General features: G+C 49.5%; 16 protein-coding genes. 7 read left to right on the plus strand and 9 right to left on the minus strand.

The features are described from left to right. Positions 1 to 224 precede the first annotated feature (224 nt). A complete protein-coding gene (gene guaA, locus ACI3E1_RS05825) occupies positions 225 to 1,766 on the minus strand; it encodes a glutamine-hydrolyzing GMP synthase (protein WP_405024756.1) in 1,542 nt (513 codons plus the stop codon). Between the two features lie 112 nt (positions 1,767 to 1,878). Then, positions 1,879 to 2,799: a type I pantothenate kinase gene (gene coaA / locus ACI3E1_RS05830; protein WP_405024717.1), complete on the minus strand. Its 921-nt coding sequence runs from the start codon at positions 2,797 to 2,799 to the stop codon at positions 1,879 to 1,881. Between the two features lie 130 nt (positions 2,800 to 2,929). Between coaA and ACI3E1_RS05835 the strand changes: the two genes are divergently transcribed. Beyond that, positions 2,930 to 3,544, plus strand: coding sequence for an SGNH/GDSL hydrolase family protein (locus ACI3E1_RS05835; RefSeq protein ID WP_405024718.1), 615 nt, complete (start codon positions 2,930 to 2,932; stop codon positions 3,542 to 3,544). Positions 3,545 to 3,712: 168 nt separating this feature from the next. Here the strand turns inward: ACI3E1_RS05835 and helD are convergent, their stop codons facing one another. Beyond that, complete coding sequence (helD, locus tag ACI3E1_RS05840; protein WP_405024719.1) at positions 3,713 to 6,016, minus strand: RNA polymerase recycling motor HelD; 2,304 nt, start codon at positions 6,014 to 6,016, stop codon at positions 3,713 to 3,715. A 159-nt stretch (positions 6,017 to 6,175) separates the two neighbouring features. Between helD and ACI3E1_RS05845 the strand changes: the two genes are divergently transcribed. The 4 genes from ACI3E1_RS05845 (at position 6,176) to hflX (ending at position 10,902) form a co-directional block, all read left to right on the plus strand. Continuing rightward, positions 6,176 to 6,805: a VTT domain-containing protein gene (locus ACI3E1_RS05845; RefSeq protein WP_405024720.1), complete on the plus strand. Its 630-nt coding sequence runs from the start codon at positions 6,176 to 6,178 to the stop codon at positions 6,803 to 6,805. 21 nt (positions 6,806 to 6,826) lie between these two features. Continuing rightward, positions 6,827 to 8,680: a monovalent cation:proton antiporter family protein gene (locus ACI3E1_RS05850; RefSeq protein WP_405024721.1), complete on the plus strand. Its 1,854-nt coding sequence runs from the start codon at positions 6,827 to 6,829 to the stop codon at positions 8,678 to 8,680. 218 nt (positions 8,681 to 8,898) lie between these two features. After that, the gene (locus tag ACI3E1_RS05855) at positions 8,899 to 9,570 is read left to right on the plus strand and encodes a histidine phosphatase family protein (protein WP_405024722.1); all 672 of its coding nucleotides are present in this window, start codon (positions 8,899 to 8,901) and stop codon (positions 9,568 to 9,570) included. Positions 9,571 to 9,627: 57 nt separating this feature from the next. Then, positions 9,628 to 10,902: a GTPase HflX gene (hflX, locus tag ACI3E1_RS05860; protein WP_405024723.1), complete on the plus strand. Its 1,275-nt coding sequence runs from the start codon at positions 9,628 to 9,630 to the stop codon at positions 10,900 to 10,902. A gap of 73 nt (positions 10,903 to 10,975) precedes the next feature. On the opposite strand, the gene ACI3E1_RS05865 is transcribed toward hflX, so the two are convergent. The 4 genes from ACI3E1_RS05865 to ACI3E1_RS05880 all read right to left on the minus strand — a co-directional run bounded on the left by ACI3E1_RS05865 (position 10,976) and on the right by ACI3E1_RS05880 (position 14,203). Further along, on the minus strand, positions 10,976 to 11,989 hold the full coding sequence (locus tag ACI3E1_RS05865) for a DUF6681 family protein (protein WP_405024724.1): 1,014 nt from the start codon (positions 11,987 to 11,989) through the stop codon (positions 10,976 to 10,978). A gap of 13 nt (positions 11,990 to 12,002) precedes the next feature. Beyond that, positions 12,003 to 12,443 carry a hypothetical protein gene (locus tag ACI3E1_RS05870; RefSeq protein WP_405024725.1) on the minus strand — a complete coding sequence of 147 codons (441 nt, stop codon included), beginning with the start codon at positions 12,441 to 12,443 and terminating at the stop codon, positions 12,003 to 12,005. Positions 12,444 to 12,513: 70 nt separating this feature from the next. Beyond that, a complete protein-coding gene (locus ACI3E1_RS05875; RefSeq protein WP_405024726.1) occupies positions 12,514 to 12,945 on the minus strand; it encodes a Fur family transcriptional regulator in 432 nt (143 codons plus the stop codon). 85 nt (positions 12,946 to 13,030) lie between these two features. Further along, positions 13,031 to 14,203: a cation:proton antiporter gene (locus ACI3E1_RS05880; protein ID WP_405024727.1), complete on the minus strand. Its 1,173-nt coding sequence runs from the start codon at positions 14,201 to 14,203 to the stop codon at positions 13,031 to 13,033. A gap of 166 nt (positions 14,204 to 14,369) precedes the next feature. On the opposite strand from ACI3E1_RS05880, the gene ACI3E1_RS05885 reads away from it, so the two are divergent. Beyond that, entirely contained in the window at positions 14,370 to 16,787 is a 2,418-nt protein-coding gene (locus ACI3E1_RS05885) for a Xaa-Pro dipeptidyl-peptidase (protein ID WP_405024728.1), read from the plus strand. A 43-nt stretch (positions 16,788 to 16,830) separates the two neighbouring features. Continuing rightward, positions 16,831 to 17,736, plus strand: a complete 906-nt coding sequence (locus ACI3E1_RS05890; RefSeq protein WP_405024729.1) for a proline-specific peptidase family protein — start codon at positions 16,831 to 16,833, stop codon at positions 17,734 to 17,736. Positions 17,737 to 18,106: 370 nt separating this feature from the next. Here ACI3E1_RS05890 and ACI3E1_RS05895 read toward each other — a convergent pair whose 3' ends face one another. Together ACI3E1_RS05895 and ACI3E1_RS05900 are read right to left on the minus strand one after the other, a co-directional pair. Then, on the minus strand, positions 18,107 to 18,994 hold the full coding sequence (locus ACI3E1_RS05895; protein ID WP_405024730.1) for an ROK family protein: 888 nt from the start codon (positions 18,992 to 18,994) through the stop codon (positions 18,107 to 18,109). 189 nt (positions 18,995 to 19,183) lie between these two features. Then, positions 19,184 to 21,553, minus strand: coding sequence for an FAD-dependent oxidoreductase (locus ACI3E1_RS05900; protein ID WP_405024731.1), 2,370 nt, complete (start codon positions 21,551 to 21,553; stop codon positions 19,184 to 19,186). Positions 21,554 to 21,594: the final 41 nt, after the last annotated feature.

Raw genomic sequence — 21,594 nt, forward strand, 5'->3', positions numbered from 1 at the left:
CCGAAAGGAACTGCACTAATGTTAGGCTGGTTCGTTACGCAATTCCTCAAGATAAAGAAAAACCTAACTGGTCGGCGAACCAGCTAGGTCGTAGTCACTGTGCGATTGCACATACTTTGTTTTAGTTATAAAATACCATTTTCGGTTTTACCAAAAACCACCATTCCTGGTGGCATTAGTTACTCCTTTATCCAAATAAACATAAGTAACAAAATTTTGTAGGTTTACTCGTACTCGATCGTTGCCGGCGGCTTACTCGTCACGTCGTACAGAACGCGGTTAACGTGGTCGACTTCGTTTACAATCCGGACCGAAATCTTCTGCAGAACGTCCCACGGAATCCGGGCAAAGTCAGCCGTCATTCCGTCAATGGACGTAACCGCCCGGATGGCAATGGCATAGTCGTACGTTCGACCATCGCCCATGACCCCAACGCTCCGAATTCCCGGTAGAACGGTAAAGTACTGCCAGATGTCTTCTTGTAACCCGGCGTTCTTAATCTCTTCCCGGAGGATCGCATCACTGTCCCGAACAATTGCGAGTTTCTCCGGCGTAATGGCCCCAACGACCCGAATTCCCAGACCCGGTCCCGGAAACGGCTGCCGCCATACCAAATCATGCGGTAACCCCAGCTTTTCACCCAGTTCCCGGGCTTCATCCTTAAAGAGCGTCCGCAACGGTTCAATCAGCGTAAACTGCACGTCCTTTGGTAAGCCCCCCACATTATGGTGGGACTTAATTGTCTGGGCTGTATCCGTTCCACTTTCAATGACGTCCGTGTACAACGTCCCCTGCGCAAGGAAGTCGGCATCCTTCATCTTTGCCGCCTCAGCGTTAAACACCTCAATGAACTCATTGCCGATAATCTTCCGCTTCTGTTCTGGGTCAGTGACCCCCTCAAGCTTGGATAAGAACCGGTCTGCCGCATCAACCTTGTTAATCCGCACGCCCAAGCCCTTATTGAGCGCCGCCATGACCTGGTCCGCTTCGTTTTTCCGCAGCAAGCCGTGATCCACAAAAATGCACGTCAACTGGTCGCCCACTGCCCGGTTTAACAGAGCCGCTGTCACGCTGGAATCAACCCCACCAGAAAGCCCAAGAATGACCTTTTTTTCGCCGACTTCTGCACGAATTTTTGCCACCTGCATGTCGATGAAGTCGTCCATCGTCCAGTTGGCCTGCGCGCCACACACATCAAACGCGAAGTGGCGGAGGATCTCGTTACCGTGAATTGTGTTTCGCACCTCAGCGTGGAACTGGATTCCGTACAGCTTCCGTTTTGAATCCTGCATGGCTGCAATCGGGCAATTAGCACTCGTCGCCACTGCCGTAAAGCCGGTGGGAACTTGCATTACCAGGTCACCATGACTCATCCAAACGGTCTGTTGCCGGTCCATCCCGGTAAATAACGCCGCATCATCGCACGTTACCGTAATGTCAGCCTTCCCGTATTCCTTATTATCCGCTGGTTCGACATGTCCGCCAGGAAGCATATTAGCCATTAACTGCATCCCGTAACAGATCCCCAGCACCGGAATCCCCAAGTTGAAAATTTCCGGATCCACCGTGAAGGCCCCGGGATCGTTTACGCTATCCGGTCCCCCGGAGAAAATAATCCCCTTAGGAGCTAGCCGCTTAATCTCCGCCGCCGTCGTCTTGTGTGACATCAACTCGGAGTAAATGCCAAACTCGCGGATCCGCCGGGTAATTAGCTGATTATACTGACTCCCAAAATCCAGCACGAGGATCTTATCGAATGATTGCATATCATGCGCCACGCTCTTCACCTCATTTTAAAATACTTGCTCTCATTGTACATACAAAAAAAAGCCCGGTCAACGGTAATCCCGCCAAAACCCGGACATTAATCAGTATTAATTATGCTTTTCGGATTAATAGTTCGGTTACACGGTGCTGGCCGTCCTTTGACAGGATAAGGTCCGCCCGGTTTCTTGTCGGCAAGATATATTCGTGCAGGTTTTTCAAGTTAACGTCCCGCCACACCCGTTTTGCCATCGCAAAGGCATTCTCCCGTGGTTCCTGCGTATACTGGTAGTAATAGTTATGCGGGTCCTTGGCTGCCATTTCCAACAACATTCCAAACCGTTCGAGATACCAGCGCTCAATATCATCCTCTGCCGCATCCACGTATAACGAAAAATCGAAGTAATCGCTTACGTAAACCCGCTCACTTGGTGGCAACTGAAGAACGTTAATTCCCTCTACAATCAAAATGTCAGGGTGATCAACCACATCGAACTTCCCCGGCACCACGTCACTGAGTTCGTGCGAATATACCGGTGCTTGGACCCGAACCCCGTTTTTAATATCATTCAGGAAGGTAATCAGCTTGGGCATATCATAACTTTCCGGAAATCCCTTACGGTCAAACAGCCCCCGCCGGTTTAACTCGGCGTTCGGATAAATGAACCCGTCGGTGGTAATCTGTTGCACCCGTTTGTCCGGAAAAACCTGCCGGAGTAGCAGATTTAACAGCCGAGCAATCGTACTTTTCCCAACCGCAACTGACCCGGCGATCCCTAAAATAAACGGGGCGGGTGCCGGGGTAATTCCCAGTAAAGCTGCTTGAGCTTGTTGGTGCCGCCGCCGTTGACGAAGTTCCATCCCCAAAAGTCGCACTAATGGCAGGTACACCTCCCGCACATCCCTTAGTGATAACTGGTCGTTAACCGACCGGATCGCCGCAAGCTGCTCATTAGTAAGTGCAATTCGCGCAGGCACTTCTAATTGGGCCCATTCCGTCCGGGAAATTCGGTAGTAGTTCATTTCATTTTGCATCGCCCCGTTCACCCCCTATTGACGGGCATATTATACCACTCTCCTTTCCCCGAAACGAACCCCAAAAGGGGTAGTGCTTCCCTCCTAAAACGCATATAATAGGAATGCAACTTTTGACGGAGGGACCACAATGATTCGGATTATTCTTTTTGGGGATAGCATTACCGCTGGTTATACGGACGGCTACCCGTCCAGTAAATTTTCGGACATGCTAAAGGCCAAACTTGGCCGCGAAGACGTTTACTGCTTTAATCGTGGCTTACCGAACAGTACCATTACAGTCGCACTGGAACGACTCCAAGCAGATGTTCTTACAATTGAGCCAAATTACGTGGTACCGTTCTTTGGGCTGGCGGACGCCCGGCAAAAACAATCCCTTCCAGCATCCACATTTGCCGTGGCCCTCACAAAGCTTGTCCGTCAGATCACCCCGGAAAAGTGCCTGTTAATCACACCGGGGGTGGTTGCAAAAGATTCCCCCGTTAACGTCCGCCTCGAAGAGTACGCTCAAGCTACCCGACAGGTTGCCTCCACCACTCATTGTGATCTCATTCCGTGGCACAACCACATGGCAGCTACACCAAAGAAAATGCTCCAAGCAGATGGAATCCACTACTCTACCCTAGCGTACGATGAACTAACCACCATGCTAGCTACCCGGTTTAAGCAACGCCTAGCCAGCTTCAATATGATTTCATCAGCCCGTCAATTTATGGGGAAGCGACAAAGCCACGATAATAATTAATTAACGTGATCAACTAAATATAAAATAACAAGGAGGGCGGGACAATAGTCTCAGCCTCCTTGTTATTTATGAATAATCGAATGCTAAAATAACTACTCGGTGCCCTATACTGGCGTTAGCCCGCGTCTTTCACCACGCCGGTTTAACGTTTTAGCACGCCTTTTCTTATCAAATTTGCTTTACCTGGTAACGAGTAGCCTCCACCCGCTCAAATAACGGGCTCGGGGTTCCCGTTACCGTAATCATCAGCCGGTGCATCGCTCGCGAACAAATTGTGTATACTAACTGGCGGTCTGCCTCATCATGATAGTTATCCGCGCTCGCATCCCACATAACTACCGCGTCAAACTCTAACCCTTTTGCCAGGTACGCTGGTACAATAATCGGGCCGGCAACCAGCCGCTGGTTCTCCGTCTTAATAACGGTCGTGGTCACTCCTGCCTGTTTGAGGTGGCTTGCCAGCCACCGAGCCTCCTTCAGCGTTCGGGTAACCACCGCCGTTGTTTCCTGCCGTTTGTGGTTCTGGCACAAGGTTGCAGCTACCCGGGTAACCAGGGCATCCTTCCTTTGCCCTATCACCATTTCAGGAACGGGGCCCTGCCGGTCGAACGCCTCAATGCGCTCCCCGTCAACTAGTAGTTCCCGGGTAAAAGCCGTTAGTTGCTTAGTTGACCGGTAAGATCGCGTTAACTGAACCACCTGAGTTTTTTCAGGATTAAAGAGGGGCCGGAGCTGTTCGAGAAGGGTCCGGCTATTTTCATGTGTGAGAATTGACTGGTTTAGGTCACCTAGCATGGTAAACTTTGCTCGTGGGTACAACTCTTTTAGGTACGCCAACTGGTAAGGCGTATAATCCTGAATTTCATCGATTAGGACGTGGCGCATCTTCCGCATCCCGTGCCGGCCTGTAATCAAGTCATACAAGTCCAAGTACGGGGTCGCGTCTGCAAGGGCGAGGTGCTGGCGCCGGAAAGCCATAATGGTCCGCTGCCCCGCTTGCATCCATTCCGCCGGTGATAGGTGCCACTCCTGTAGGTTAACCAGCCGCGGAATATTTCCCAAAAAATTAACGTACTGCGCGGTTACGTCGATGAAGCGGTTATTCCGAATATCGTCCGCCACCGCCGTAAACCGTTGGGTCACAAATGCTTCTGTTAAAAACTTAAACTCAGCGTCCCCGTCTTCAAAGTCCCGGGGATGATCCCCGTACAGGGCGTTTAATGCATCCTGATCAAGTCCTTGGACTGCCTTTTGGACCGCATCGGTCTTAGCCGTCCGCTTAATTTTTCGCTGAAGCCGCCGGAGGAGCTCTTCCTTCGTCGCAAGCAGTCGGTTGCGGAGATGGTAATTTTCGTTAAAACCATAATAGATTTGCGCGATTATTTCCGGGGAAAAGATTTCTTCTCCATCCAGACAGAGGCCAGTAAACTGCATCCCCCTCCGTTCCAACAGCGTCGCATACTCGTGAAGAACCCGCATAAACTGCAAGCTCTCCTTTAGGCGGTTTACCCGTAGCGTTACGGAATCATCCTGCGCAGTAAACCGCTCCTGCAGCGTTTCAACCCGTAAATGGGGCACACGCCGTTGAAGCGCCTGGTAGTAAGTCATTTGCTCCATGTTATGCTCCCCCATTTCCGGGAGCACGTGGTCAACGTAATCGTTAAAGAGTTGGTTGGGGGAAAACAACACAATCTGCTTAGCAGTAATTTTTCCCCGGTACCGATATAACAAGTAAGCGACCCGCTGCAGAACCGCTGACGTTTTTCCCGAACCCGCAGCTCCCTGAACAAAGAGCAGATCTGCCGTGGTGTTCCGGATAATCCGGTTTTGTTCGTGCTGGATTGTCGTGACGATCCCCTTCATTTTAGTGCCCGAATGCCCCTGTAAGGCCGTCAGTAGCATCTGATCGCCAACCGCTTCGTCCGTGTCAAAAACCGCGGTAATTTTACCGTGTTTAACGTTAAACTGACGCTTTAACGTCACCGTTGCTTGTTGCTCGCCCACCGGCGTTTGGTAGGTCACTTCCCCGAGTCCGCCATCGTAGTAGAGATTGGCCACTGGGGCTCGCCAATCATAAATTAGGAAGTGATCCGGTGTTTCTGCAAAGGATGCTAGTCCAATGTAGATTGTTTCCGGCTTTGGTTCGCCCTCTTCCTGAAAATCAATCCGGGCAAAGTAGGGATGCTCCGCCAATTTTTCTAAAATCGTTAGTTCATGTTGCGCATGCACCCGGGCGTTTTCCCGTTCCTGGAGGAGCTGGTTTTGCTGGCGGACCGCCATGGCAGTATCCATCATTCCGGAATACGTTGACACCTTAAGGCGAACGTTCTTCTTAAAATCCGCATCAACGATTCGTTGTTCTTGCTTCGCCTGGGCGATTTCTTGCCGCCGAACATCTTCGGCTGTCCGAATTTTTTCCACAACGGTATCCATCCGTTGCTGTTCCTGCTGGCGCACATCCTTTTTTGCCACGACAATTCACTCCCTACTAGCCAAATATGTCATTCTATTCTATCACCTTTCATAAGGGGAACCAACTTCTCTTAGTTGAAGTAATTATGCTCCCCCTTAGAAGCAAAATTTGCTATCATGCTATCATAATCATTAACAGTAATCTTAAGGGGGATTCTTGTGTCCGAATTAATCCACGTTTTACTACATTTTGACCAATACCTGCTTCCCGCAATCCACGCATTAGGCGGATGGACATACGTGGTGCTATTTATCATGGTCTTTATGGAAACGGGGCTTGTATTTTTGGCATTCCTCCCGGGCGAATCATTAGTATTTTTAACTAGTTCACTCGCCGCCCTTTCACCGGTACTTGATATTCGGCTCCTCGTTCCCCTCTTTTTCTGCGCGGCTTTGCTCGGTGATACGGTCAACTTTACCTTAGGACGGCTAGTAGGCGACCGCCCGTGGTTTCGGCGCCTGCTTCCGTACCAAAAACGTTACCAAACCCAACAGTTTCTGCACCGTCACGGCGGTAAAACGGTAATCTTTGGTCGCTTTATCCCAGTCATTCGCGCGTTTCTTCCGCTAGCTCTCGGGACGAGCGGGATGGACTACCGGCGGTTTAGCTGGTATAACTTCTGGGGCGTATTTCTCTGGACGGCATTGTGTTCAGGAATCGGCTACTTCTTTGGCCGCATCCCGTTTGTTCAGCACCACTTTACCGCCGTCTTTCTGGGAATTATCGTGATACTCGCCAGCACTCCAGCTTTCACTCACCTAATACAACATGTTCGTAAAAGCCATTAAGAGATTAAAAGAGGTTCAACCATGAATTTATCGCTTGTTATCGTTACCTTAGCCGCATTTGCAACCCCCATGTTGCTCTCACGGTTTAAACTCAGTATCATTCCCACCTCTGTAGCAGAAATCATCGTGGGAATTATCCTGGGCCAGAGCTGCCTAAACATTATCCACATTAACAGCCTCCTTAGTGATTCCTCTACTCTGGGGGTCATTCTTCTGCTGTTTTTAAGCGGAATGGAAATCGACTTCTCCCTTTTTCAACGAAACCGGGAACCGCGCACCCCGCTTGAAAAGAAGGTTGCCCGCCAGCAGTCCAAACAGCTTTCGCCCGTTCTAACCGCCATAATCGCGTATGCCCTGTGCGTGGTAACATCATTTGCCCTTGCTCTGATTTTTAAGGTTACCGGCCTCTTTAACGATATCTGGTTAGCGACAATTCTCCTGGCCACCATCGCCTTAGGATTGGTCATTTCCCTCTTAAAGGAAAACAACCTCCTCAGTAAGCCGTACGGCCAAACTATCCTGTTAATCGCGGTCTTAGGGGAAGTTATCCCTATGCTAGCGTTGACGGTATACGCCGCACTGTATGCCGGAAAGGGTTCCAGCCTGTGGCTCATTTCATTACTCTTCATTGCCGGGGCAATTCTTTTCCGCCGGTTCAAATCGTTTTTCACGTTCTTTGACCGGATAAACAAACCTACCACCCAGGTTGATATGCGCCTGGCATTCTTTGTAATTGTCACCCTCGTGGTCATTGCAGAGGCTACCGGAGCTGAAAACATTCTGGGCGCGTTCATCGCTGGTATTGTAGTTAAGCTTCTTGAACCTAAGCGAGAAACCCTCCACAAGCTGGATTCCATCGGCTACGGATTTTTCATTCCGGTGTTCTTTATCCTCACCGGAGTCAAACTCAACATTCCGGCCCTTCTAACCAGTCCCAGGGTACTAATCATGATTGTCGTCATTTTCGGCGCCTTCCTTCTAGCAAAGCTCCCCGTTTACCTTGGACTACGGCTCCGATTTAACCAGGCCAATTCCTTGATGGGGGCAATACTATCGGGAACCACCATCACCTTAATCCTTGCCGCCCTCGAAGTCGCCCGGGAACTCCACGCCATTACGACGGCACAGTCCGGCGCTTTCTTACTAGCAGCAATCCTCACGTGCGTTATTTGCCCGCTGCTTTTCAACCGCGGGTACCATCCTGCTCCAGAAGACAACCACAAGACAACGGTTCATATCATCGGGGTGGGCTTAGTCACCGTTGCGGCTAGCCAACAACTTGAAAATGACTGGTATGCCATCCAACTATACACAAATATTGCCCGGAACTACTCCACGTATAATTCGGAGGCCAACTTAACGCTTTTAGATTCGCTTGAGCCAAAGGATTTAATTAGCAACCAGGTTTTCGATACCGATGTCTTAGTCCTTTGCCATGGCGATAGTAACGTTAATTATCGGCTTGCCGTCGCTGCCAAAAAGTACGGTGTCAAGCGTGTCATTACCCGGTTCGAAAACCGCGATCCGCTCAGCACTCACGAGGAAACCCTTCAGCGGTTGGGCATAGAATTTTACAGTATGTTTGACTTTAACGTCGGGGGACTGCGTTCCCTCATTACGAGTCCGTCAACACTGAAGCTCATTACCAGTCCGGACGCCCGTCTCTACGAGGTAGTTGTGAACAATTCAATCTTTGACGGCATGGAAATCCGTTACTTACCGTTTATTAACGACATTACAATCTCCCGAATTTTCCGAACAAAACGGGCAATTGCGCCGCATGGTAATACCCGCCTGCAACTGGGAGACCACATCATCTTCTCGGGGAACCCTGCGGATGTCCGTGGAATCAAGCGGTTAGTTGAACAAGACTAAAAAAGCGGTCACCCCAATTGTCGGTGACCTTTTTTAAAGGGCTTAATTCCCTAATCAAGCCCCACTTAGCCCCCGCAGACAAATTAATAAGCCCCTCCTTGGTTAGCCGAATATTCACCCGCTTTTCATAAACTCCGCTTAGTGCCTTGGGTTTCTTAACGGCAGCGCACCTTATGCTATACTTAACCCAACCACTACACAGTAAGGAAGGCGATTCAATGACATTTTCAGTCTATATGGTGCGACACGGACAAACCCAACTCAATAAGTACCGGCGAATGCAGGGCTGGTGTGATTCCCCGTTAACCAATAAGGGGATTATGGACGCTCACAAGGCAGGCCGGCACCTCGCCCAGGTCAAATTCGACCGCATCTACCACAGTGATATGACTCGGACTGCCCGAACCTGCAAAATTATTATGGACGAAAACCAGGCCACCCCACAGTTGGGCACCCCGACTGCACTCTCCTATTTCCGTGAACAGTGCTACGGCTACTTTGAGGGACAAGATTCCGCCAACACATGGATTATGGTGGGGATGCCACACGGTTGTAAGACATTCGAGGAACTTATCACTAAGTTTTCCTTAGAAAAATCCCGGGACATGATGAAAGCCGTTGATCCGTTTCATGACAGCGAAAGTGACGCCGAGTTTTGGAATCGCGTGAATGCCGGTTTTAATTTTCTCCGCCAAAACCACCGTGATGGCGACCATGTCTTGCTTGTCAGTCACGGAACGTGCATCCGGAGTATTGTTCACCGGTACGCCCCAGAAATCGACATCGTTAAGGAACGGCCATTGAACGGATCGGTTACCAAGTTGACCGTTTCACCGGATAATATTCAGGTTGCCTACTACAACCATTACCGTGACAATCAGAAATACTGAGTCTCCGGTCGTTCAGGTGTATAATGACGGTGATTGAAATAAACGAGGTGAGATTGGATGGAAAGTGTGTTGGATACCCCTCCCGAGCCCGTGATTATTTGCGGGATTGAAAATGAACAAACGGACTTTGAATACACGATGGACGAACTAGGAAAGCTGGCAACCGCCAATAACATGCAGGTTGTTGGCGATGTGCGCCAAAAGCTCGAAAAACCAGTAGCTGCCACCTACTTTGGCTCCGGCAAAGCAGAAGAAATCGGGCGGGCAGGTACCGCACTGGAAGCAACCACCCTGGTAGTAAATGACGAGCTGACACCCACCCAGATCCGAAACCTCGAAGACATTACCCACATGACCGTCATGGACCGGACTGCCTTAATCCTCGCCATTTTTGCCTCCCGGGCCCATACCCGTGAAGCAAAAATCCAGGTCAAGATCGCCCAACTTCAGTACCAACTTCCCCGGTTACATACCGCTGGTGCCGAAAAACTCGACCAACAGTCTGCCGGCGGAATGAGTAACCGGGGCTCCGGGGAAACCCAGCACGAAATGGACCGGCGAGTCATCGAAAAGCGCATTAGTGCCCTTAATAAAGAACTACGGGATATTGCTAAGGAACAACAAATTAAACGGAAACTCCGTGATAATTCGGGATTAAAGAGTGTCGCCCTCGTGGGATACACGAATGCCGGAAAATCAACGACCATGAACGGCCTTTTAAACCTCGTCGATAATGAAGGGGCGGTCAAATCGGTCTTCACGAAAGACATGCTATTTGCAACGCTTGATACAGCGGTCCGCCGGCTTAAGTTTGCCGACAACAAGGAAATCCTTCTCAGTGATACCGTCGGGTTTGTCAGCAAACTCCCCCACCAACTCATAAAGGCCTTCCGGAGCACGCTTGCCGAAGCGGCCCAAGCCGACCTGCTCGTCCAGGTGATTGATGCAGCAGACCCCCACGCCCCCGAAATGGTAAAAACTACTGAACGTACTCTGAAGGAAATTGGGGTTACCAACATTCCGATGATTTACGCGTACAACAAGGCGGATAAAACAGGGCAGCCTTACCCGTTACTAACCGGGCAACAACTGACCTACAGTGCGCAAGACGAAAAATCACTCCGCACCTTGATTACTGCAATTAAGAAGGAATTGTTTAAGGATAACGAGCAACACACCTATCTGATTCCGTTTAGCCAGGGTCGATTCTTGGAGCTCCTCAACACACACGCCACCATCATTAAAACCTCCTATGAGGAAGACGGCACGCGGATTACCGCTGAGGTTTCCCCGGAAATGGCGGGCCGTCTTCACCAATTTATCGCCGATTAATTTTAATTCACCATTACAAAAACTCCGTGAATTTACCGGATTACCGGCTAATTCACGGAGTTTTATTATTTAATTATTTCCAAAAATCACGGAATCCAGAATGCTTCTGTTGGGCCTGTCGGCGCCGAAGAGGAGGCACATTTCCCGCTTCGCCAGACCGCCGAAACGCACGCTGGGAAGCCTGCTCTTCAGCTTCCATTTCTTGGGCCTGCGTTCGATGAAGGGGATGTGGCTCCTCGTTTTCCGAACCGAATGTCGTTACATGCTGGCGCTGATTTCCCCGCTCGCGATAGGCCACCTTAATATCCAAATCAAAATCCCGGGCCTGCACTATAACGTCAGAGCGCCCTGCAAACTTATACGGTCCCTTAATAATTGCCGCGGACGCCAGGTACAGGTGGTATCGCTCCACTGCTTCGACCGCCGGCAAGAGCCCAACCGTCTTAACCCGTCCGAGGGGCAACCGTTCCATCTGGTTAACGCCCCCATAAACTTCGAGGTACTTCCCCGTTTGAACAAGCTCGTAGTACGGAAGAGTGACCGGCGCACTTAACGCCGCCTGACGCTTCCCACTCCGGTAAATTTCCTGGTTAGACTTCCCGTCATAATCCAGCTGCAAATAGCCCTTCCGCTCAAGGTCATTAACAACCTGCTGAATATTAGCCCGTTCCCGGGAGGAAGCGGTAATCACTGCCGGCAAAAATTCCTGATCATCGTCAAACAACCCATTGGTTTGAATGTAACCCGGCTGAATCCCGGTACTCCGTCGCATTTTTCCCTCTTCCGCCGCTTCCGGGGGAGCGATGTGTAGCCACCGCTCAATTACCGGGGAAATATCGTAGCGGGACTTCTTATCCTTCGTAAAGTAGTATAAGATATTCAGGTACGAAAAATACGCCGCAACCGCAAACGCGAGGATAAACAGGAAACCGCGAAGGTAAAAACCATTTGCAAAGAACCGAAGGGCAACGTACAACAGATACAGATTCCCGAGGGCCCCTAAAACTGTATAAATCCGGTTCTTTAGCTTAACGTTCACGTTAATGTAGCCGAGATAGCTACTGATGATACTTAAGAAATTAAACATCTACCGGACCCCCTTAATTCCCGGCCTGTTGGTTAGTAGCACCCTGCTGGTTACCCTGCTGAGCTGGTTGCTGCGCTCTGTTTGTGTCGTTTTGTTCATCGTTGGTGTTCATGTGGTACGTCCGGCCACCACCCTGCTCGTTCTTTCCGGTATCGCCTTGACCCCCGGTATTACTTTGCTGGTTATCATCCTGCTGATTATTCACCTGTTGGTTATTATTCTCCTGTTGTTGGTTTGACGCCTGAGAACGATCCTCCTGGGCCTTATCATGTGATGGCGTTGTTGCTGGCTTTTCGCTCTTCACCGGCGCCGGCGTAGAACTAACCTGTTCCTGTCGTGGTTTACCCTCAACCGTTCCCGTCGCACGGTTTACCACGACGTTCGTCGCGCCAAGCGCGAGAACTGCCGATAAAACCGCGAACGGGGTGATAAACGGTGCTGGTCTGTAGGCCATATTCAACCCCTCCATTTCGCTAATTTTCTCTATCCTACTACAAAATCACGCGTAGGGTACCAAACTTTTATTAAGATTTGTCGGTCTGGTGCACACACTGTGCACATAAGCCATACACCTCAAAGTGGTGGTCTTCCAGTTGGCATCCAGGAAGCTGGTCCCCTACCAAATCCGCTGGACACACCTCAACCTCAATTACCCGACCACACCGCCGGCAAATAAAGTGATGGTGATGAGTATGCTGGAAATCACACTGGTATTTAACGCACATTCCGTGAACTCTAGTCTGGGTTTCAATAATTCCCAGTTCACTGAATTCCTTGATGTTGCGGTAAATCGTGTTATGACTCATCCCGGGAAACAGGCGGTGCATGTACTCATCAACCACCGTTACATCAACATACTGCTGCTCAAACTGACTTAGATACGTCAATAACGCGCGCCGCTGTTTCGTTACTTTGTAATGGTTCTGCCGGAGAAGGATTAGCGCCTCTTTAATCATGACTGGCCGCCTCCTTATAAATGATAATTGTTACTATTTACCGATAACGTAATCGTACCACAATTTAACCCCGGCGCAAACCGAGTTACCTTGTTGCCCTCCTTTGCCGATGGATTGCGTCCTTTAGGATAAACGGCGTTATAAACGTCGTCAGAATGATTACCATAATCACACTGGAGTAGAACCGTGCCGAAAGTAAGTGCGCCGTGTACCCGACTTGCGCAATGATTAACGCCATTTCTCCCCGGGAGACCATTCCCGCACCAATTACGTTAGCAGCATACATATCCATTCCCAGTAAGCGGGCACCAGCACCGCAGCCCACCCACTTGGTAATAAGGGCCAGCAGCGTCATAATCACCACGAAAAAGAGATTTTCCCCAAACCCCTTAAAGGTCATGTTTAAGCCGATACTAACAAAGAACACGGGAATAAATACCGCGTACCCAATCGGTTCAATACTAGAGTCAATTTCCTGCTTATACGGCGTTTGGGCAACTGCCACCCCCGCAAAAAACGCACCAACCACGTCACTCAGGCCAGCCAACTCTGCAAGGTACGCCATTCCTAAACAAATCACCAGTGACATTAACACCACGGAAGACGACACACTTAACCGCTCGCCAAGGTGCATTAACCGCGGAGCAATCCACTTAACAAGGAAGAAAATCCCAACAAAGTACACCACTTGGAAGAGAAAGCCTAGCCATAAATTAGACTGTACGTGGCCCCCGTCAGCCTTAGAAACGTCACTGAAACAACTAACTAACAAGCTCAGCAACAAAACGGCGATAATATCATCAATTACCGCAGCGCCTAAAATCGTTGTTCCTTCCGTCGAATCCAGGCGTTTAAGTTCTTTGAGAACCTCCACGGAAATGCTGACGGACGTTGCAGCAAAGAGAACCCCTAAAAAAATGGCCTCCTCCTGACTAAAGTGAAAAGCAAGCCCCAAAAGATAAAACAAGCCAACAGGCAAAACAACCCCACAAACTGCTACCGCCAAGGCCGGCTTAAAGAAGCGCTTAAGGAGGCCCAAATCACTTTCTAATCCCGCAATAAACATCAGAATAATTACCCCAATTTCGGCAAACATGTGTACGAACGCAGTCGCCCTTACGATTCCCAAACAAGCCGGCCCTACAACAATTCCCACCAGTAACTGTCCGATTACCGCCGGAATTCCCCAACGCCGGCTCAGGTGTCCGGCGATGGCTGTTGCTAATAAAATAACGCATAGAATTCCAAGGTACTCCATTTCCCCACTACTCCTTCATCATCATGCCATCGTAACAATATAATCTACGCTTAATTATACCGATTTCGGCATTAAACCGGTAATTTTGTCCTAAAGCTTGCTATAATAAACGCAATTACTGACCATTATTTTTGAATCAGGGTGCGCACCCTAGAAAGGAATTCCAATGAAACTCAACCAGTTTAGCCGGATTACCATCCCCCGCCAGCAACAACGGCAAGAATTAGAAACAATTCGCTTTATCAGTGATAAAACCATGAAGTTACCTCCCACCGCACTATGGGTGGACTTACTTGGGCGGGCATTTCCGGAGGCTCGCACCCCAGCCATGAAACAACAATTAATTGCCGGGTTACTAGCAACCCCCGAAGAATCGGTTTTGGAATACATTACCCACGCTGACGTCACCCCCACTAGTTTTTACCTGGTCGCCCTGCAACTACTGGGCTTCGAACCAGGCACCGACTTTGATGCAACCAAACCACTCATAGAAATGAAGGCGCTTGGCCTACCTGTCCACGAAAAGCTTCAGAATACAGCTGACCTACTCGAGTGCTGGTACGACCTCCTCGTTACCCAGACACCAACGGGGCAGCCGTTCATTGATGTTCTCGCAACACGGGGATACTTTACGCCATTTTACACCCTTCCTGCTACCCAAAAACCCGTCGTTTTTGACGGTAAGTCCATGCCCGTGTTCGATCCCGCAAAAATGATCAGGGAAGTCGTTTACGTCGAAGCCCCACTCGATACGGATCACGACGGCCAGCGCGATCTGCTTCGCGTTGAAATTATCCGCCCCGCTGAAACCGCAGCTGGCTTACAGGTTCCGGTCGTTTACACCGCCTCCCCGTACAATGAAGGAACCAATGATCAACTTGGAAAACGACTAACCCATAATGTGGATGTCCCGCTGAAACGCAGAACGCCCGACCATGCACCGCAACCGCACGCTCACCCAGAAAATACCCCGCTTCCTGCACCGCGGTCAGTGCACGCCACCACCAAAACGGCAGCCGCATCATTTACCGGCGAGTTTGCGTACACCCTCAACGAATACCTTCTTACCCGGGGCTTCGCTGTCGTTTACGCTGCTGGAATCGGTACCCGGGATTCAGCCGGACTCCGAACGTGTGGTTCCGCCGCTGAAACGCTAGCAGCCACCAGCGTCATCGAATGGTTAGGGGGAAAACGCACCGCCTTTACCGACCATGCCGCCACCACCGCCATTCAAGCATGGTGGAGTAACGGCAACGTTGCTATGACCGGAAAATCTTACCTAGGAACGCTTGCAACTGCCTGTGCGACAACGGGGGTACCCAACCTAAAAACAATCATCAGTGAGGCCGCCATTTCTAACTGGTACGATTACTACCGTGACGGGGGGCTTGTCATTGCCCCTGATGGTTTTCCCGGCGAAGACGCGGACGTACTCGCAGCCGAATGTTTCAGCCGAACTAAGCAAGCGGCTGACTTTCACCGTATCAACCCCCAGTTTGAAGAGGCGCTACAAAATATTTCCCGGGAAATGGACCGGGAAGGTGGTACCTACAACGCTTTTTGGGATGCTCGAAATTACCTCAACAACCTGCGCAACGTTACTGCTGATATTGTGATGGTTCACGGACTGAACGATTGGAACGTTAAGCTCCGCAACGTTTTTAACCTGTGGCACGGTCTCAAAGAACTTCCAGTTAAACAAAAACTAATCCTGCATCAGGGGCAACACATCTACATCAACAATTTCCAGTCACTGGACTTCAGTGCCATGATGAACTTGTGGCTGACGCATAAACTCTATGATGTTAATAACGGGGCGGAAACCGCCCTTCCCACCGTTTTAGTGCAGGATAATACGCAAGAAGAAACGTGGCATGCCGTTTCTGACTGGGACGGGACGGACTGTAACAAAACCACTTACTTTCCTACCCCGGACCACACGCTGGCTACCACCCCAGCTGCGGGGCAATTATCCTACACCGACCACCTCACAACTACCGCTTTTGCCCGCTACCGGACCAATATTCCAGGCTGGATGACAGACTTATTAACGGATAAACAGACCGCTATGACCCCGAACCGTCTCGTCTTTAAAACGCAGCCACTAGATCACGATATATTCCTCGAAGGACAACCCCAGGTGACCCTTCCGTTAGCCACCAGCCTTGACCACGGATTAGTTAGCGTTATGCTAGTCGATTATGGAGAGGCCCGGCGACTCAATACTATCCCGACCGTACTTAAACGCCGGGGAATCGAGCACGGTTTCCACCTTCGTGAAGAGGACCTCGTTGAATTTAAACTCGCTAAGAAGAAAACGCCGTTTAAGATGATTACCAAGGGCCACAGGAACCTTCAAAACCGGACCAATCTCTGGCAAACTGACGAACTGGTCGCTGGCACCACTTATCCAGTCACGTTTGCTCTTCAGCCGATGTTTTACCGGCTAAAGGCAGGTCACCAACTCGGGCTCGTGGTATACGCCACTGACATGGGAATGACCATCCGGGGAAACGAACAGGTCACCTACACCCTCGACCTAACAGGCGCTCAACTAACGGTTCAATCCCGGCCAGCAATTTAAATATGGTAGAATTAAAGACAATAACATTAAAGGAGTGGACTTTATGCGTCAAGGAACAACAATCGTTACCCTCGATAACGGCTACCACATCTGGACCAACACCCAAGGTCACGGCGACATCAAGTTACTGTGCCTCCACGGGGGGCCTGGTGGGAACCACGAATACTGGGAAAACTTCGGCGAACAACTCGCCGATTTAGGCGTGCAGGTCACCATGTACGATCAACTTGGTTCATGGTACTCTGACCAACCTGATTACTCTGACCCAGCAATCGCCGATAAGTACCTTACCTACAACTACTATCTAGAAGAACTAGAAGAAATCCGGACAAAACTTGGGTTGGATAACTTCTACCTGATTGGACAATCATGGGGGGGCGCCCTTGCCATGATGTACGCCCTGAAATACGGTCAACACCTGAAGGGACTGATCGTTTCCAGCATGGTTGATAACATTGACGAATACGTCACCCATATTAACGAACTCCGGGAAAGAACGCTTCCTCCAGAAGCAGTTGCCTACATGAAGGAATGTGAGGAAAAAGATGACCTGGACAACGCCCGGTATCAAGGATACGTTGACGTCCTTAACCGTGAGTACGTTGACCGCAAACAACCGGAAGCTATCCGGCACTTAATTTCAACGATGGCTACCCCGGTATACAACGCCTTTCAGGGGAACAACGAATTCGTAATTACCGGTAAGTTGAAGTTATGGGACATCCGGGACCAACTCGGCCGGATCACGATGCCAACCCTGTTGACGTTTGGGGAACACGAAACAATGCCGCTGACAACAGCCAAACGGATGGCCAAAGACATTCCGCACGCCCGGCTGGAAACTACGCCGGGCGGGGGACACCACCACATGATTGACAACGCTCCGGTTTACTTCGCCCACCTCAAGAAGTTCTTGAGTGACGTAGAAACAGGTAACTTTAACGAATAAGAATAGGAAAAGTGGTTAGGTTCCGTGTGAACCTAACCACTTTTTTATATTGTTTTAATCTCGGTATCCGGACTATTTATGGTGTAATTATTCTCCTGGAGATTTTACTAGGGTGGGATTGATAACGGGCTAAATCGTCTTGCCCAAGCAGATCGCCGCTTCACGTTAATTAAGCAGAGCGTTATAAAATTAAACACCGTCAGACTGGATTCTGTCTTGTTTTCCGTACTTCCCGTCTGAAATTAAAATTATCCCAATTATTACGATTGGAAAAAAGTGCCAAACCAAATCTACCGAACCACAACAAAGGGAATATAGCAAAAAAGGCGAACTATCCACCCGCCTAATTTATCTAAAACAACGTTTCAAATCACGCATCATTCAACGCATCACGCGCTAATAGTAAGCACCCAGTAATCCCGGCATCATCACCCAACGCACAATGGACAATGTACTCATCTAGGGCCGGCGTCTTTAAGTAATTATTCAACTGCTCTGTAAATGACTGCCGAATTTTCGGGAAAAGGTGCTCTTGGTGCGCAACCCCACCGCCAAAGATAATCATTTCCGGCGATAAAATCGTTGTAAAGTCAACGCATGCTTGCGCTAAATAGTACGCCTCAATGTCCCACGCACGATCATTTTCCGGAATATCATATGCCTTCACGCCTCCTTGCCGGGCTTCAACAGCTGGGCCCGCGGTCAAGCCCTCCAGACAGTCGTGGTGGTAGGGGCAGTGCCCCTCGTAATGATCATCTGGATGCCGTCGCATAATAATGTGCCCCATTTCCGGGTGCCCGTATCCTTCCAAGATTTTACCGTTTACCACAGCGCCGCCGCCAACGCCGGTCCCAACGGTAAGGTACAAACAACTCGTCAAGCCCTTTGCTGCCCCGCACTTTAATTCACCGTAGGCCGCACCGTTAACGTCCGTTGTCCATCCGTATGGAACAGCAAACCGCTTTTTCATTTCACCAAGAAAATCATAATTTGCCCATCCTGGCTTAGGGGTTGTCGTAATGTACCCGTACGTCGCTGACTCCTTATTAATGTCAATCGGACCAAATGATGCTATTCCAATCGCATCAACCGGATTTTTTTCAAAGAAGGCAAACACCTCTGCCATCGTTTCTTCCGGAACGGTTGTTGGAATTTTGACTCGCTTTTCGACCGTTACGCGGTCATTTTCATCCGCCGTTCCAACAGCGCACACAAACTTCGTGCCGCCGGCTTCAATCGCACCGTACTTGATTGCCATCCTGCATCGTTCCTTTCACCTAAATAAATCGCTTTCTTTATCATTCTAGCCGATTATTTCGTAAAAGAAAAGATTTCTGCTAAACGTTTAACAGAAATCTCTTCTCACCGAATTTATCCCTTGGGTTCCAAAATTCAGAACACGAATTATGCTACTTAGTTTGTTTGACTGGCAGTCCAACTCAACAGTTTATTTTTTTGCCTTCCTAATTGCTTTCCGAACAGCTTCCTTAACCGCCCTGCTTGAAGCAGAGGCTCCCGCCACCGCATCAACATCGTACGTATTTTCCGCTACCATCTTCTTAGGGAGCTCTTCAATGGCTTTTCGCCCAACATCGGCACTTTCCGAGTTTTGCAACACCTCTATCTGTTTAATCGTATCGTCTTCATAAGTTACCCGAACTACGGTTTCGCCCCCAATTCCGGCGTTACTGACCCCGATGTACTGGTGATCACCAGTCGGGTATTGGTTTGTTACGTCTGTTAATAAATCGCTCTCCCCTAAATCAGCAGTAGTTGTTTCATTAACCATCACCAATGCATCATCTTTAGGCGAGGCTGCATTTTCACCCGCAATCTTCCCAAAGATCAGGCACTCCGCAAGGTTCCCGCCACCGTTATACATATTAGCATTGATCCCCCCAAATTCACCCGCACTGTATAAGTGCGGAATCGGTTCGCCACAGGCATCAAGTACCTCAGCCCGCGCGTTTCGCCGCGCGCCCCCTTGGGTATTCAACATTGCCGTTGCTAGCGGGGTTGCATAGTATGGCCCCTGCGCATCAAAAATAGTCATTCCAGCAGCATCCCGGCCGAACGGGTCCACTCCCTTTTCAGCCGCTTCATTGAATTGCTTAATTGTCTTCTCCAAAACATCCGGATTCATTCCAATTTTAGCCGCAAGTTCCCGTAACGTATCTGCTTGGACGGTAATCTCAAAGAACGGTTCGTACGGCAAATGCTTCCGCTCAGCAATCACCGCTCGTTGTTTTTCGTCAAAAACTAAATACGGATGTTCATTTACAATTGGCATCCGCCATTCACCGTGTTGATAAACGTGCCCGTGCCGGCCATGTTCATCTTCCTTAAGGTACCGGCTCCCATCATCAGCGGCAATTAAAATACTTCCGGTTGATAACGCTGGCCACGGGTCTAAAATAAACCGACCGCGAGGTTCAGCCGGGTTTTCAAACGTGAAACCGGCACTAAAACCATACCCCTCGTAACTAGTCATGTGCCACAACCCGGCCCCGACTTCCTGAGCCATTCGCACCCCATCGCCGGTGTTATAGACGGTTCCCATTACCTTCAGTTTAGGTACTCCAATAAAGTTTTGAATCATTTCGGGATTATTTTCAAACCCGCCAAGCGTAAGAACGACGCCGTTCCGGGCACGGACATTAATCAACTGCCCATTCCGTTTTACCTGGACCCCTTCAACTACTTTAGTGTCTGGGTTTTGAATTAAGTGCTTAGCCGGTGATTCCAACCAAACATCAATCTTCTTGCTTCGTTTTTCAACCTGGTGCCGAACCGTCTTCCATAACGTCGCGTCAAAGAAACCGTCATGCACCGTTGTTAGGTCAACGGTATCCGCGCCCGGAAATTCTGGATATTCCGGTGATAAATCGTTGGCAAATGCCTGCCAGTCCGGGTCACGGTGAATTTTGTTATAGCTTGCTGGTTCTTTAATCTCAAGATATTTCTGCATATATTCTGGAATATGGCACATTCCGTCAACGTAAGTGTCAAGCATCTCTTCGTTAATGTTAATCGGGCCATACATTGCCTTAAAATACTGCTTCATTTTCTTCGGGTCATGACCGGTCAAAACCACTTGTCCTGCATAGCGGGTGTTTCCCCCCTCGTGCCCTTTAGGTGCCTTATCAAGCAATAGTACCCTCGCACCATTATCCGCAGCAAACCGCGCAGCAGTGGCTCCTGCCGCGCCAAAACCAACAACAATCACATCATACGTTGCGGCATACGCCTGACTCTTTTTCAATTGCGTTGCCCCCTTTCTTGCACGCCGTTGCTGACAAAATTGAGTAAACTTTGTAAAACACTGTTCCAAAAATGCCACGGTGTTTTCATCCTTCAAGTTACCGTAGTCATCAAAAGCATCAGCGCCGTATGGCATTAAAAACTCACTACCAGGCATTACAACCGCATCAACACCGGGAGCATTCAAGATCTGCCGAAGATGGTCCTGTGCCCGGGATGTTCCCTGAATTCCCAAAGACGTTCCTACAATCATTACCGGTTTCCCCGTGAGTGGGTGGACTTCCCATGAAAGCCACTCAATCAAACTTTTAAGGGCCGCTGGGATAGAATGATCATATTCCGGGGTAGCAATAATAATCCCGTCAGCAGCTTCAATCCGTTCTTCCAAATCATAGATAATTTCCGGGGTTTTTCGATTCTCCGTAAACAACGGAATGTTTGCAATCTCACATAACTGAATCGTTACTTTGTTTTCAAAGTGACGTTGCATAAATTCAAGTAATTTTCGGTTATATGACTCACTAGCATTTGTCCCCGTAAATGCTATTAACTGCACATTATCATCCCCTGGTGGTTAAAACTTTCACAATTAATTAT

Source organism: Ligilactobacillus sp. LYQ139 (assembly GCF_045033025.1).
Taxonomy (GTDB): domain Bacteria; phylum Bacillota; class Bacilli; order Lactobacillales; family Lactobacillaceae; genus Ligilactobacillus.

Coding starts and splice junctions, on each gene's coding strand:
- guaA (WP_405024756.1), bottom strand. CDS start 1,766: ATGCAATCATTCGATAAGATCCTCGTGCTGGATTTTGGGAGTCAGTAT.
- coaA (WP_405024717.1), bottom strand. CDS start 2,799: ATGCAAAATGAAATGAACTACTACCGAATTTCCCGGACGGAATGGGCC.
- ACI3E1_RS05835 (WP_405024718.1), top strand. CDS start 2,930: ATGATTCGGATTATTCTTTTTGGGGATAGCATTACCGCTGGTTATACG.
- ACI3E1_RS05850 (WP_405024721.1), top strand. CDS start 6,827: ATGAATTTATCGCTTGTTATCGTTACCTTAGCCGCATTTGCAACCCCC.
- ACI3E1_RS05855 (WP_405024722.1), top strand. CDS start 8,899: ATGACATTTTCAGTCTATATGGTGCGACACGGACAAACCCAACTCAAT.
- hflX (WP_405024723.1), top strand. CDS start 9,628: ATGGAAAGTGTGTTGGATACCCCTCCCGAGCCCGTGATTATTTGCGGG.
- ACI3E1_RS05865 (WP_405024724.1), bottom strand. CDS start 11,989: ATGTTTAATTTCTTAAGTATCATCAGTAGCTATCTCGGCTACATTAAC.
- ACI3E1_RS05870 (WP_405024725.1), bottom strand. CDS start 12,443: ATGGCCTACAGACCAGCACCGTTTATCACCCCGTTCGCGGTTTTATCG.
- ACI3E1_RS05875 (WP_405024726.1), bottom strand. CDS start 12,945: ATGATTAAAGAGGCGCTAATCCTTCTCCGGCAGAACCATTACAAAGTA.
- ACI3E1_RS05880 (WP_405024727.1), bottom strand. CDS start 14,203: ATGGAGTACCTTGGAATTCTATGCGTTATTTTATTAGCAACAGCCATC.
- ACI3E1_RS05885 (WP_405024728.1), top strand. CDS start 14,370: ATGAAACTCAACCAGTTTAGCCGGATTACCATCCCCCGCCAGCAACAA.
- ACI3E1_RS05890 (WP_405024729.1), top strand. CDS start 16,831: ATGCGTCAAGGAACAACAATCGTTACCCTCGATAACGGCTACCACATC.
- ACI3E1_RS05895 (WP_405024730.1), bottom strand. CDS start 18,994: ATGGCAATCAAGTACGGTGCGATTGAAGCCGGCGGCACGAAGTTTGTG.